Here is a 12824-nt window from a genome sequence, read left to right as displayed (position 1 = left end):
TAGCGGCGAGCGGCGGCCGGGGCACGGCCGGGTGCTGCCGTCAGGGCAGGTAGTAGGTCGGGTTCGGCAGCTTCACGGTCCGGTCGGCGTGGCCGCCGATGAGGTCGCTGAACTGGTCGCCGAAGTTCGCGACGATGTCGTAGCGGCCCCCGGCGGCGGACTCGATGTGCGCCCGGGTCTGCGACTTGTACTCGATGGTCGTGCACTTGGCCGTCGCGCAGGCGATGTACGGGGGCTGCAGGGAGGCGCCGACGCCCGTCCACTTCGTGTAGAAGTTCTGCGCGGTGAAGCCGGTGTAGCCCACCTTGGCCAGGTTGCCGAGGGTGGCCGCCTTCTGGCCATCGTTGCGTCCGGTGAGGCCGATCAGCGTGCACCCGGCCTTCTGTGCGATCGCGGCGAGACTCGTCATGTGCGGGGTCGCGGGGAAGCGCTGATCCTGCACCCACACATCCTGCTCGGCCGGGTTGAAGGTGAAGTGCATGTCCGCCACCTCCATGTCGTACGTCCAGAGCGTGGTGTCGTCGGTGTCGAGGACGATCGCCGGGTTCTTGTGCAGCTTCTTCTCGACGAAGCAGGTCGCGGCCAGCACGGGCGCCTGCCGCTGCACGATGGAGCGCAGCTCGCGGATGTAGGGCGAGTCGGTCTTGTTCGCGATGCCGGTGCCGGGGTCGCCGTAGTAGGCCGCGATGGTCTTCTTCACCGAGTCGATGTTCGGGATGCCCTCGCCGCTCTGGCTGGAGCCGCTGGAGCCATCCGGTGCCATGGTGAAGTGGGTGCGCGGCGAGAGCTGCGGCTCGTTCACGCCGGGAAGGTCGGCCGACGGCAGGTAGTACGTCGGGTTCGGCAGCTTCAGTGCCTCCTGCGCGTACCCGCCCTGGAGGTCGGACCACTGGTCGCCGACGTTGAGTGTGACGGTGTAGCCGAGGTCCTGGATGTGCTTCCGCGTCAGCGCCTTGTACTCGACCGTCGTGCAGCTCGCCGCGGCGCACGTGACGTACGGCGGCTGCTGCGAGGCGCCTTTGCCGGTCCACTTCGTGTAGAAGCGGTCGGAGGTGAACGCGGTGTAGCCGTCCTTGGCGAGGTTGCCCAGGGTGGCGGCCTTCTGATCGTCATTGCGGCCCGTCAGTCCGAAGACCGTGTAGCCGATCGCGGCGGCCTGATTGACGAAGTCGACCATCCCGGGTGTGGCCGGGAAGCGCTGGGCCTGCACCCACACATCCTGCTCGGCCGGGTTGAAGGTGAAGTGCATGTCCGCCACCTCCATGTCGTACGTCCACAGCGTGGTGTCGTCGGCGTCGAAGACGATCGCCGGCTTCTGACCGTGCTGGATCGCTCGGTCGTAGCCTGCCTTCAGCTGCGCCTTCTCGCGGGAGAGGATGCCTGCGAGCTCCCGGATGTACGGCGAGTCCGTCTTGTCGGCGATGCCGGTTCCGGGATCCCCGTAATACGTGGCGATGGTCTTCTTGACCGAGTCGATGTTCGGGATGCCCTCACCACCCTGGGTGGCCCCGCTGGAGCCGTCCGGCGCCATCGTGAAGGTCGTGCGCGGTGCGAGCGTCGTGCCGCCGTGGCCGGGATCCCAGGCGACGGCGGCGGGTGCATCCGCGAGGCCGACGCCGAGCGCCAGTGCGAGCACTCCGGCGGCGCCGACGAGCGCGCGGCGGAGCCGGGGGTGAGTGGGGGGAGTGTTCGACATGGACCGCACCTTCGCCATCGGTTCGTTCTGGTCTGCCCCTGTTCAGGGGCCGGATGCAGCCTAACGATCGCGGCGGTTCGACGGAAGATCTCGGCAGCTGCTCGGATGCGCGCGGATGCGCAGACGCACAGCGGGAGTGAAGTGTGCCCCGGTAACGTTAAGGCCCGTATGCGCACCGACATCCTCGACACGGCCGCCCTCCGCGCGGACTTCCCGATCCTCTCCCGCGAGGTGAACGGGCACCCCTTCGTCTATCTCGACTCCGGCGCCACCTCGCAGAAGCCGCGACAGGTGCTGGACGCCGAGCGGGCGTTCGCCGAACGGTACACGTCGGCCGTACACCGCGGCGCGCACACCGTCGCAGGGGAGGCGACCGAGCTGTTCGAGGACGCGCGCGCCCGCGTCGCCGGATTCGTCGGTGCGCAGCCCGACGAGCTGGTGTGGACCTCCAACGCCACCGAGGGCATCAACCTGCTCGCGTACGGGATGTCGAACGCGTCGCTCGGCCGCGGAGGCGCCGCTGCCGAACGGTTCCGCCTTGCGGCCGGGGACGAGATCGTGGTGACCGAGGCGGAGCACCACGCCAACCTCATCCCGTGGCAGGAGCTCGCGGCACGCACGGGCGCGACTCTTCGGGTGGTCGGGCTCACCGACGACGGGATGCTGCGCCTCGACCAGGCCGCCGAACTGATCGGGCCGCGCACGAAGGTGGTCGCCTTCGCCCACGTCTCGAACGTTCTGGGCGGCATCAACCCGGTCGCCGAGCTCGTCGCACTCGCGCACGAGCACGGCGCGCTCGTCGTCCTCGACGCGTGCCAGTCCGTGCCGCACCTGCCGGTCGATCTCCCGGCGCTCGACGTCGACTTCGCCGTGTTCTCGGGGCACAAGATGCTCGGCCCGACGGGTGTCGGTGCGCTGTACGGCCGCACCGAGCTCCTGAACGCGCTCCCGCCGTTCCTCACCGGCGGCTCGATGATCACACAGGTGACACTGGAGGGCGCCGAGTACCTTCCCGCGCCTCAGCGGTTCGAGGCGGGCACCCAGCGGGTGTCGCAGGCCGTTGCGCTGGCGGCGGCCGTCGACTACCTCGAAGCGGCAGGCATGCCCGCGATCGCGGCGCACGAGGAGGCGCTGGGGGAGCGGCTCCTTGCCGGGCTCGAAGCGCTGGAGGGCGTCCGCATCCTGGGGCCGGGGCAGGGAGTGCCGCGCGTCGGCCTCGCGAGCGTGGTCGTCGAAGGGATCCACGCCCACGACGTCGGGCAGTTCCTCGACGATCGCGGCATCGCCGTGCGCGTCGGTCACCACTGCGCGCAGCCGGTGCACCGGCGCTTCGGCGCGACGGCCAGCACCCGCATCAGCACCTACCTCTACAACACGGCCGACGAGGTGGATGCCGCGGTCGCGGCGATCGCCGACGCCCGCGTGTTCTTCGGCGTGGCCGCGGGAGGCGCCCGATGAGCGATCTGCAGAACCTCTACCAGCAGGTCATCCTCGACCACGCGCGGGAGAAGCACGGCTACGGCATCGCGGGGGACGAGGCGGCGAGTTCCCACCAGTTCAACCCGACCTGCGGCGACGAGGTCACCGTGGGGGTCCGCACCGACGCTCAGGGCCGCGTCCTCTCGATCGGCTGGGAGGGCCACGGCTGCTCCATCTCGACCGCGTCCGCCTCGCTGCTGAGCGACCTGGTGCACGAGGTCGACCGCGAGCAGCTGGCCGCGTCCATCGGTGCGTTCCGCGAACTGATGCACTCGAGGGGCGCCCTGGAGGGCGACGAGGAGCTGCTCGGCGACGCGGTCGCACTGGCCGGGGTCTCGAAGTACGTGACGCGCGTCAAGTGCGCGATGCTGCCGTGGGTGGCGCTCGAGGACGCGCTCCTCAAGTCCGCCTAGCCACCTGCGCCCCTGAGCCTTCCGTCGGAGATTTCGGCCCGATTCTCCTTCGCTAGGGCACGGGCGCCAGATCGACCTCGTCCGCGATCGCCACGAGCGCGGAGGGCAGCGACGGGAAGGTCGTCCCGTAGACGAGGCCCGACGGCCCGGCCGCCGTCCACGACTCGGTGCGCTTCACGACGCGCCCCACCAGGTACCGCTTGTGGCCGCCGAGCGCCTGCCGCTGTGCGATCGGCAGGGTCAGCGGGAAGGCGTAGACGTCTCCCTCCGGGCTGACGACCAGCTCCCAGCGGGCCCGCCCCGGGTTGAACTTGCTCGTGAAGATGCGCGACATGATCGACCGTTTGTACCGCGCCGCAGCATCCTCTCGCCACGAACATGACGACCTGTTGCGAAAGCCTTCGCTGCGTTACGCCGTGCGCTCGGCGAAGCGCGCGAGGAACGCGCGGGTACGGTCCTCTCGGGGAGCGCCGAACAGCTGGGACGGCGGCCCCTGCTCCGCGATGACGCCCTGGTCGAGGAACACCACGCGGTCGGCCACATCGCGCGCGAATGCCATCTCGTGGGTCGCCATGACGATCGTCGTCCCGGAGGCCTTGAGCGCGCGGATGAGTTCGAGCACCTCGCCGACGAGCTCCGGATCGAGCGCGCTGGTGACCTCGTCGAGGAGCAGCAGCTCCGGGTCCGTGGCGATCGCCCGTACGATCGCGGCGCGCTGCTGCTGCCCACCGGAGAGCCGGTCGGGGAACTCCTTCGCCTTGTCGCCCAGCCCGATTCCGTCGAGGAGGGCCAGCGCCTTCCGCTCGGCCTCGGCCCGGGGGATGCGATGGACCCGACGGGAGGCCAGGGTCACGTTGTCGAGCACGGAGAGGTGCGGGAAGAGGTTGTAGTGCTGGAACACCACGCCGATCCGCCCGCGCACCGCGTCGGCCGGGACGCGCGGATCGCTGATGTCCCGCTCTCCGAGGAAGATCTGCCCGTCGTCGATCTGCTCCAGGAGGTTGACGGTGCGCAGGAGGGTCGACTTGCCCGACCCGCTCGATCCGATCAGGGCGACCACCTCGTGTTCGTGCACGTCGAGGTCGATGCCGCGCAGCACCAAGGTGTCGCCGAAGCGCTTGCGCACCCCGGCCAGCCGCAGCACCGGCGCGGTCATACGATGCTCCCGACCTGCTCGCGACGGCGGATACGCGCGGAGTACCAATCGGTGAGCCGGATCATCGGCAGCGCCAGGAGCACGAACAGCAGGCCGGCGAGGACGTACGGGGTGAAGTTGTACGTGAGGGCGGTCTCGATCTGGGCGGCCCGCACCGCATCCACCGCTCCGAGCACCGAGATCAGGCCGACGTCCTTCTGCATCGCAACGAAGTCGTTCATCAGCGCGGGCGTCACCTTGCGCACCGCCTGCGGCAGGATGACGAGCCGCAAGGTCTGGTAGTGCGACAACCCGAGTCCGCGCGCTGCGAGCCGTTGTGATGGGTGCACGGCCTCGATGCCCGCGCGGAACACCTCGGACACGTAGGCCGAATAGACCAGGATCAGCGCGATCGTCCCCCAGAACTCCGGTGGCATGCGCGGGAACACCCCGAGTCCCGGCAGGCCGAAGCCGACCAGGTACAGGACGATGATCAGCGGCATCCCGCGGAACAGGTCGGTGTAGCCGGCCGCGAGCGCGCGCAGGGGGAAGAAGATCGCGCCCCGCAGGGTGCGTGCGGCGGCCAGCAGGATGCTGACGATCAGCACGCCGATCGCCGCGACGATCAGGACACGGATGTTGAGCAGCAGACCCTCGAAGACGCGCGGCCAGGCCTCCACCGCGACGGCCGGATCGAAGAACGTCTGCTGTACGCGGGCCCAGCCGGGCGTGTTGATGACGAACGCCCAGGCGATCACCGCGACGGCCGCGGTGCTGACCAGGCTGATCAGCACCGACCGGGTGGTCTGGCGTTTGCGGTAGAGCCGGCGGTCGAGTTCCACCGCACTGGGCGGAGGCGCAACGGCGGGGGCGGTCGAAGTGGAGGTGGTGCTCACCGTCGAAGGCTACTTCAGCACGGGCGCGTTGCCGTCGGCGGCGAGCCACTGCGTCGCCAGCTTGTCGAGGGTGCCGTCCGAGCGGAGCGCGTCGACCGCCTTGGTGACCTTCGCGGTGAGTGGGCTGTCCTTGGCGAGCACGAGGCCGAACTGGTCGCCCTGCTGGCCGGCCGCCTTCGGGAGCTGGCCGACGATCTTGCCGTCGGTGAGTTCCGCATCCCGCAGGTAGAAGGCCGTCGGCAGGTCGACCACGATCGCATCCACCTGCTTGTTCTCGAGCGCGAGCTTGGCGTCGTCGTTGGAGTTGAAGGCCTGCACGCCGCCGCTCGGCGCGATCTGCTTCTCGGCAGCGTCGAAGCTCGTCGTGGCGGTCTGCGCGCCGATGGAGAGCTTCTTGAGGTCGGCGATCGAGGTCGCCTTCGCCGCGGGGGAGGCGGCGGTGGTCACGACGACCTGGCTGGTCTCGTAGTAGGGCGAGGAGAAGTCAACCGCCTTCTTGCGCTCGTCGGTGATCGAGAACTGCTGGAGGTTGAAGTCGAAGGTCTTCGGCCCCGGGGCGATGGCCTGGTCGAACGTGCTGCGCACCCAGGTGACGTCCTTCTTCGTGAAACCCAGCTTGTCCGCGACGGCGTACGCGACGGCAGCCTCGAAGCCCTTGCCGGACTGCGGCTTGTCGTCGATCACCCACGGGGAGTACGCGGGCTCGGCCGTCCCGATCGTCAGCTTTCCCGGGGTGATGTAGCCGGAGTCGGCGGACGTCGACGAACCGCCACTCGTGCCGGCGGAGCAGCCCGCGAGGGCGAGCGCTGCGGCGGTGATGCCGGCGGCGACGGCGAGGATGCGGCGTGAGCGGGACATGGATCCTCCGGGTGGATTCACGGTGCGAGCAGGGTGACATCCAGGCTCCCGCACGCGCGCGCGAGGGACAACTTCCTTGCGTTGTGTTACGGGAGTTCCGGCCAGGTTCGCCGCAATCCTCAGTCGCCCAGCGCCTCCAGGAAGGACCGCGTCGGGGCGAAGAACGTCGATCCCGTCGCCGCCGTCGAGAAGTCCAGGATGCGGTCGTAGCTGCCCTCCGGATCGCCGACGAACATCCGCTCCAGCATCCGCTCGATCACCCACAGCGCGCGGGAGTACCCGATGAAGTAGGTGCCGAACTCGCCGTGACCGGGGCGCCCGAACGGCATGTTGTCGCGCAGGATCTCGTGCTCCACACCCGCCTCGTCGACGATCGTCGCCAGCGTCTTGTGTGACTTCTGGCCGTGCTCGGCGTCCGGGAGCTCGATGTTCTCGACCTTGGTGCGACCGATGACGCCCTCCTGCGACGGCACCGGCAGACCGTTCCAGCGGGACAGGTCATGGAGGTACTTCTGGACGACGACGTAGCTGCCGCCCGCGTGGTCCGGGTCCTCGTCTCCGACGGTGGTGGCCTGCGACATGTCGCCGGCTGCGGGATTCGCCGTCCCGTCGACGAAACCGAGCAGATCGCGGGCGTCGAAGTAGCGGAAGCCGACGACCTCATCGACGACCTCCACGGCGTCGCCGAGCGCGTCGAGGAGCTGCCGTTCGAGCTCGAAGGTGAAGTCGCTCCGCTCCGCCCGGATGTGGAAGAGCAGGTCGCCGGGCGTCGACACAGCGGTGTGGACCGATCCCGCGATCTCGCGGAACGGGTGCAGCTCGCGTGGCATCGGCGCATCGGTGAGGCGTGACCACAGGGCGGCCCCGATGCCCACGTTGCAGGAGAGGCGCGCGCCGAGGTCGCGGAAGCCGACCGTCTTGACCTGGTCGGTGATGCCGCCGAGCACGCCCTTGACCATGGCGAGGGCGTCCGGTGAGTCGCCGACGCTCACCACCAGGAAGACCGCCGCCCGCGACAGCGGGGCGTCGACGCTCTGCGGATCGATGGGGACGCGCTGCCAGGGCTGGTCGCCGGTGTTCGCCATGCCGCCATGCTGCCGTACGGAGGCCCCGGTCCGCCACCGTCCCGGGACCGTAGGCTGGAGGGATGAGCCTCCCCACCTCGATCGCCGTCAGCGCAGACACCGTCGTCACGTACCCGGACGGCGACCTCACCTCGACCGGGACCGTCCTCCATCTGGAGCCGCTCGCCGACGGCCGCACGGCCGTGATCCTCGACCGCACCGCCTTCCATCCCGTCGACCCGGTGTGGCCGGACCAGCCGGCCGACGCGGGCGAGTTGTCGGTGAAGGGGCGGTCGTACCCGATCGTCGATGCGGTCGTCGGAGCCACCGACGGGTCCACGCTTCATGTCGGTGACGCCCCCGTCCGCACCGGCACCGAGGGGTGGGCCTTCGTGGTCGCCCACCTCGTCGAGGACGCCACCGGTCTCGAGCCGGGAAGCGTCGTCACGGTGACCGTCGACGCCGAGCGACGACACGCGCTGTCCGCCGGCCACACCGCCTGCCACCTGGCATCGCTCGCCCTCAACGACGCCCTGTCGTCCCTCTGGAGCAAAGAGGTGCCGGTGGATGGACGCGGCCGCCCGAACTTCGACCAGCTGGCGATCACGACCTCCCGCATCCTGGAGGGCGGCTCCCTCGACGAGTACCGGATCGGCAAGAGCCTGCGCAAGAAGGGGTTCGCAGCGGCGGAGCTGGCGCCACGGCTGGACGAGGTGTCAGCGTCGATCGACCGGACACTCGCCGAGTGGGTGGCGAGCGGCGCCGGCATCTCGATCGTGCGCGACGGCGACGGTCACGGCCTGGGGGAGCGGCGCCGCTGGCGAGCCGAGCTCCCCGAGGGGACCGTCGAGATCCCGTGCGGGGGAACGCACCTGCGATCGCTGGCCGAGGTGGCGGCCGTCACGACCGCGCTCGAGCTGACCGACGCGGAGGGGGCACTCGCGCTGACGATGCGGACGACGGCGCAGCCGGCCTGAGGGCGGTGGGCCAGCGGGCCAGGGGGCCGGCGGGTCAGTGCGGCAGGAACGGCAACGCCACGGCGAGCATCCCGAGGCCACCGGCGAGAGCCCAGCCGAACCGCACCCACTGCGCTCCGCGCACTTCCCGTTCGATGGCGTCGAAGCGCTCCTGGGTGTCGGCCGACGAGACGACCGGCCGCCACGTCGCCGGGTCGTCGAAGAGGTTCGCGGCGCGGGCGACGGTCTCCGCGTCCAGGCGGCTGGGCCGTCGCGACAGCCAGCGCACGAGGCCCTCGGAGCGGAGCACGGCGGCGCGGACGGGCTTCTGCCGCATCCGCAGCTCCTTGGCGCCGACGACCACGATGACCGGCTCGACCGGTGCCTCGATGCCGGCCCGCAGCAGCAGGCCGCGCACACGGGACGCCTCCAGGTCGGAGTTGAGGAGGTACGGCTTCTTCTGGCCCTCCACCAGCACCGAGCGGGCGTAGATGGTCACGCGTGCTCCGCGGTGGTGCTTCGTGTTGATGACGAAGACGCCGCCCGGACCCACGACGAGGTGGTCGACATCCGCGTCACCGGCACCCACGGGGACCGCGTGGAACGCGCTCCAGCCCTGCGGCAGCCGCGCCAGGAGCGCGCCCACCTCCCGCTCGCCGAGCGCGCCGGAGAACCAGGGCTGGGCGTCCTCGCTCAGCGGGTGCCGCCCCAGGGCGCGGGCGAGACGGGATCGCTGCGGGCACGCCTCGTGGAGTCGCACCACCTGCTCCATCACCGCTGTTCCGGGCGGCCGGTCGCGCATCCTCTGTCCACTCACCCGGCAACCGTACAGAGGCGCCGGGCGCGGTCACAGTCCCAACCCGGGGACAGGGACGCGGCGGCTACCCCTGTTCCGGGGACCCGTGGGTGTGCGGCAGGTCCTCGCTGCTCGGGAGGCGTTCCTCGAGCGACTCGTTGCGCTCGAGGACCGCATCCAGCCGGTCGGTGTCGGTGTCGCCCAGCTCGCTGACGGCGTCGGTCAGCTCGTCGGCGTCGCGGGGTGCTGCGGTGTCGTCCGGTCGGTCGCTCATGCCGCGCACTGTACGCCGGTCACACCTCGATGCTCACCTCGTACACCTGGTCGGTCGGGTGCCCGGCCCGCTCGTGGATGCGCATGAGCGCCTCCTTCGACGGCCCGGTCGAGAGGCAGAACACCTTGCCGCTGACGGGGTCGAGCCACGCGCGCTCGATGTGGACGCCCTCCTCGCTCTCGATCGCCGCATCCGCGTCGTGCGCTTCGGCCAACTGCTCCCGTGTGACTCCCACGAACCCGTCGTGAACGTCGATGAATTGTGCCATGATCGGCTCCTTTCGTGATGACTCCAGCGTGCGGGCGAAGGTGGCTGCGACGCATCGGTCGTTCTGCCGATCCTGACCGCGCTCCGGTGCCGTGGCGGCCGCCCGGCGCTACACTGCGGGCATGAGCGCGGGTTCGCCGCCGGCTGGCGGTGCGGCCAGGGTCTGTCCGCTGTTCGTCGGCCGGGAGGACGTGATGGCGCTCGCCCTCCGCCGCCGTGAGCAGGCCGCGGCCGGACGGGGAGGGATGCTGCTGATCGGCGGCGAGGCCGGCATCGGCAAGTCGCGGCTGCTGGATGAACTGACCATCGCGGCGGGTGGACGGACGGCACACGCCGAGTCGTTCGCGGGCGACAGGCAGACGCCCGGCCTGCTGCTCCTCGGGATCGCGGGCGGGCTGCGCGATGCGGGGGACACGGAGGCCGCAGACCGCCTGCGTTCACTGGTTCTGACCTGGGAGGGTGCGGCGCCCGCGAGCCCAGGGGGCGGCTCCGGCCGTCGTCTGCTCGTGGCGGAACTGACTGACGCGCTGCTCACGGCGCTGCGCGTCCCCGTGCTGCTGCGGCTGGAGGACCTGCACTGGGCGGACCAGCTCACCCTCGACGTGCTCCAGCGGGTCACCGCGGAGTTGCCTTCCGTGCCGTCGTTCATCGTCGGCACCTACCGGACCGAAGAGCCGGACGCCCAACCGGAGTTCACCACGTGGCGACTCGACCTGCTGGCCCACCGCCGGGCGGAGGAACTCGTCCTGCAGCGCCTGGAGCTCGACGGGACTCGGCGCATGCTGGCCGCCATCGATGGTGTGGAGCCCGCCGACACCGACGTGGACCGGATGCACGCCGCCGCTGACGGGATCCCGCTGCATGTGGAGGAGTTGGCGGCAACCGGGCTGGATCAGGTGCCGGAGACAGTGGGCGATGCGGTGGTCACCCGCGCCCGGCTCCTCTCTCCGCCCGCTGCCCGAGCGCTGGGTGCGGCAGCCGTCATCGGGCGCGAGTTCGATCGGCGGCTGCTGGCCGTCGTGCTGGACGAGGGCACGGGAGTGACCGGCCGGCAGCTCGACGCCGTCCTCGACGAGCTCGTGGCCCAGCACTTCGTGGTGCCGGCCGGCGACGGCTACGACTTCCGCCACGCTCTGCTCCGCGATGCCGTCTACGCGGCGTTGCCCTCTGCGGAGCGGCGCACGCTCCACGCCCGCGTGCTGGCCGGTTCGCGCGGACTCTCGGACGCCATCCTGTCCGTGCACAGTGAGCGCGCGGGCCGGGCCGACGAGGCGTACGCGTTGTCGCGGCGCGCAGCGGGGCGAGCCGCTGATCTCTCGGCACACCGTGAAGCCGTGGAGCTGTATCGTCGCGCCGAACGGACGGTGCCCTCCGCGACGCCGCCCCGCGAGCGGGCCGAACTGCATCGGCTGCTGGGCGCGGAACTCCAGGCCGCGGACGCGAATCCGGAGGCCGAGCGTGAGTTCCGTCGCGCGGTCGAACTGTTCCGTGAGGCCGGCGATGACGTCGACGCAGCTGCGGTCGTGCCGTCGCTGGTCGCCGTGATGCATCTCCTGGGCGCGGACTACGCGGCCCGGGCCACCACCCTGCGCGAGGCGATCGGGTGGACGGACGGGGCCGTCACCGACCCGGTCGCCGCCCGTGCAGCCGAACGGGTTCGGGGTCGCCTGCTGGCCGCCCTGGCCGCTGCCGCGATGCTGGACCGCCGGCTCGAGGAGGCCCTCGAGTACGCCGATCAGGCGCGGCCGCTTCTGGATGTCGACGGTCCCGACCGGCTGGATCTCGACACGACCCGTGGCGCCGTCCTCGTTTTCGCAGGTGCAGGAGAAGAGGGCTGGGACCTTCTGCGGAATTGCGCGCAGACCGCGGCATCGGAGCGCTATGAGGCGCAGGCTGCTCGCGCCTACCGGATGCTGGGGTCGGGCGCCTCCGTGCTGCTCCAGTACCCCCGCGTCGAGGGCTGGCTCGAGGAGGGCATCCGCTACGCCACCCGGATCGAGCGATGGAACGACGCGCACTACCTTCAGGCCCATCTGGGCCACGTGCTCTGGTCCGTGGGCGACCTCGCCGGCGCGGAGGAGCTGGCCTCCCGTGCCCTCGCGGACGGTCGGGGCGGAATCACCACCGAGATCACCGCATTGCATGTGCTCGGGTTCGTCGGACTCGCCCGGGGCGACCGTGCGGCTGCCCGCGAGCGGCTGTCGCGCGCGGCCGAGCTGGGGGAGCGGATGCAGGAGTTGCAGCGACTGTCTCCGGCGCTGTGGGGCCTCGCGGAGCAGGCGCTCCTGGAGGGCGAGGTGGCCGAGGCGGTCGCACTGTCCGAACGCGGGCTCGCCGAGTCGCGGGTGGCGCGAGACGCCGCCTACCTCTTTCCCTTCGTCGTCACCGGGATGCGCGCACTCCTCACCGCCGGCGCCGTCACGCGGGCGCGCGAATGGCTGGACGAGACGCGTGAACTGATCGAGCGACGGGGCATCCCCGGGACCGAGCATTCGCTCGCGCACGCCGAAGGGCTGCTCGCTGTGCAGGAGAGACGGTTCACCGCGGCGAAGGACCTGCTCGCCTCGGCGGCGGATGGATGGCGGGCCCGGTACCGCTGGTGGGAGGGGACGCGCGCGCTGCTGGACCAGGCGGAGGCCGCGCGGCGGACGCGCAGCCCGGCGGCGGCCGCTGCTCTCGTGGCGGAGGCGCGTGCAGCGGGAACACTCGCCGGAGCTGCGGCGCTGGTCTCGCTCGCAGACGCCGTCGACCTGCGCCTCGCCGATGGTGTCGCACCCACCGTGCTCAGCGCACGAGAGGACGAGGTGGCCCGCCTGGTGGCGCGCGGATGCACGAACCGTGAGATCGCGGAAGCACTGCACATCGCTCCGAAGACCGTCGCAACGCACATCGAGCACATCCTCACCAAACTCGGCGCTTCCCGCCGAACGGAGATCGCCGCCTGGGCGGTCCGGGCCCCGGCGGATGTGGCGGCGGAGGCTTGACCTGCC

The 12824-nt window shown here is 70.9% G+C and carries 13 protein-coding genes; 4 read left to right on the top strand and 9 right to left on the bottom strand.

Annotation, left to right across the window (positions count from 1 at the left end; all coding sequences use genetic code 11):
- Positions 1-40 precede the first annotated feature (40 nt).
- On the bottom strand, positions 41-1696 hold the full coding sequence (locus P3F85_RS09085; protein WP_374006895.1) for an HAD family acid phosphatase: 1656 nt from the start codon (positions 1694-1696) through the stop codon (positions 41-43).
- A gap of 168 nt (positions 1697-1864) precedes the next feature.
- Here P3F85_RS09085 and P3F85_RS09080 point away from each other — a divergent pair, with 168 nt between their 5' ends.
- Both P3F85_RS09080 and sufU read left to right on the top strand, forming a co-directional pair.
- Complete coding sequence (locus P3F85_RS09080) at positions 1865-3154, top strand: SufS family cysteine desulfurase (protein ID WP_374006894.1); 1290 nt, start codon at positions 1865-1867, stop codon at positions 3152-3154.
- Positions 3151-3588: a Fe-S cluster assembly sulfur transfer protein SufU gene (gene sufU / locus P3F85_RS09075; RefSeq protein ID WP_374006892.1), complete on the top strand. Its 438-nt coding sequence runs from the start codon at positions 3151-3153 to the stop codon at positions 3586-3588. The genes P3F85_RS09080 and sufU overlap by 4 nt, the downstream gene beginning before the upstream one ends.
- 52 nt (positions 3589-3640) lie before the next feature.
- Here the strand turns inward: sufU and P3F85_RS09070 are convergent, their stop codons facing one another.
- The 5 genes from P3F85_RS09070 to P3F85_RS09050 form a co-directional block, all read right to left on the bottom strand.
- Complete coding sequence (locus P3F85_RS09070) at positions 3641-3922, bottom strand: hypothetical protein (protein WP_374006890.1); 282 nt, start codon at positions 3920-3922, stop codon at positions 3641-3643.
- A gap of 75 nt (positions 3923-3997) precedes the next feature.
- Positions 3998-4744, bottom strand: coding sequence for an amino acid ABC transporter ATP-binding protein (locus P3F85_RS09065; protein ID WP_374006888.1), 747 nt, complete (start codon positions 4742-4744; stop codon positions 3998-4000).
- Positions 4741-5619 (bottom strand): amino acid ABC transporter permease, encoded by an 879-nt coding sequence (locus P3F85_RS09060; RefSeq protein WP_374006887.1) that lies wholly within the window; start codon positions 5617-5619, stop codon positions 4741-4743. The genes P3F85_RS09065 and P3F85_RS09060 overlap by 4 nt, the downstream gene beginning before the upstream one ends.
- A 9-nt stretch (positions 5620-5628) precedes the next feature.
- Positions 5629-6477, bottom strand: a complete 849-nt coding sequence (locus P3F85_RS09055) for an ABC transporter substrate-binding protein (protein ID WP_374006886.1) — start codon at positions 6475-6477, stop codon at positions 5629-5631.
- A 119-nt stretch (positions 6478-6596) separates the two neighbouring features.
- Entirely contained in the window at positions 6597-7562 is a 966-nt protein-coding gene (locus tag P3F85_RS09050) for a Dyp-type peroxidase (RefSeq protein ID WP_374006884.1), read from the bottom strand.
- A gap of 62 nt (positions 7563-7624) precedes the next feature.
- On the opposite strand from P3F85_RS09050, the gene P3F85_RS09045 reads away from it, so the two are divergent.
- On the top strand, positions 7625-8518 hold the full coding sequence (locus P3F85_RS09045; RefSeq protein ID WP_374006882.1) for a metal-dependent hydrolase: 894 nt from the start codon (positions 7625-7627) through the stop codon (positions 8516-8518).
- 34 nt (positions 8519-8552) lie between these two features.
- On the opposite strand, the gene P3F85_RS09040 is transcribed toward P3F85_RS09045, so the two are convergent.
- From P3F85_RS09040 to P3F85_RS09030, 3 genes are all read right to left on the bottom strand, one after another.
- Positions 8553-9314 carry a nuclease-related domain-containing protein gene (locus P3F85_RS09040; RefSeq protein ID WP_374006881.1) on the bottom strand — a complete coding sequence of 254 codons (762 nt, stop codon included), beginning with the start codon at positions 9312-9314 and terminating at the stop codon, positions 8553-8555.
- 64 nt (positions 9315-9378) lie between these two features.
- Positions 9379-9567 (bottom strand): hypothetical protein, encoded by a 189-nt coding sequence (locus P3F85_RS09035; RefSeq protein ID WP_374006879.1) that lies wholly within the window; start codon positions 9565-9567, stop codon positions 9379-9381.
- A 19-nt stretch (positions 9568-9586) separates the two neighbouring features.
- Positions 9587-9835 carry an SCO4226 family nickel-binding protein gene (locus P3F85_RS09030; RefSeq protein WP_374006878.1) on the bottom strand — a complete coding sequence of 83 codons (249 nt, stop codon included), beginning with the start codon at positions 9833-9835 and terminating at the stop codon, positions 9587-9589.
- A 121-nt stretch (positions 9836-9956) separates the two neighbouring features.
- On the opposite strand from P3F85_RS09030, the gene P3F85_RS09025 reads away from it, so the two are divergent.
- Positions 9957-12818: a LuxR C-terminal-related transcriptional regulator gene (locus P3F85_RS09025; RefSeq protein ID WP_374006876.1), complete on the top strand. Its 2862-nt coding sequence runs from the start codon at positions 9957-9959 to the stop codon at positions 12816-12818.
- Positions 12819-12824: the final 6 nt, after the last annotated feature.

Origin of the sequence: Leifsonia sp. T36S-04 (assembly GCF_042465655.1) — a bacterium.
Taxonomy (GTDB): domain Bacteria; phylum Actinomycetota; class Actinomycetes; order Actinomycetales; family Microbacteriaceae; genus Leifsonia.
This window is presented reverse-complemented; position numbering and strand designations above follow the sequence as displayed.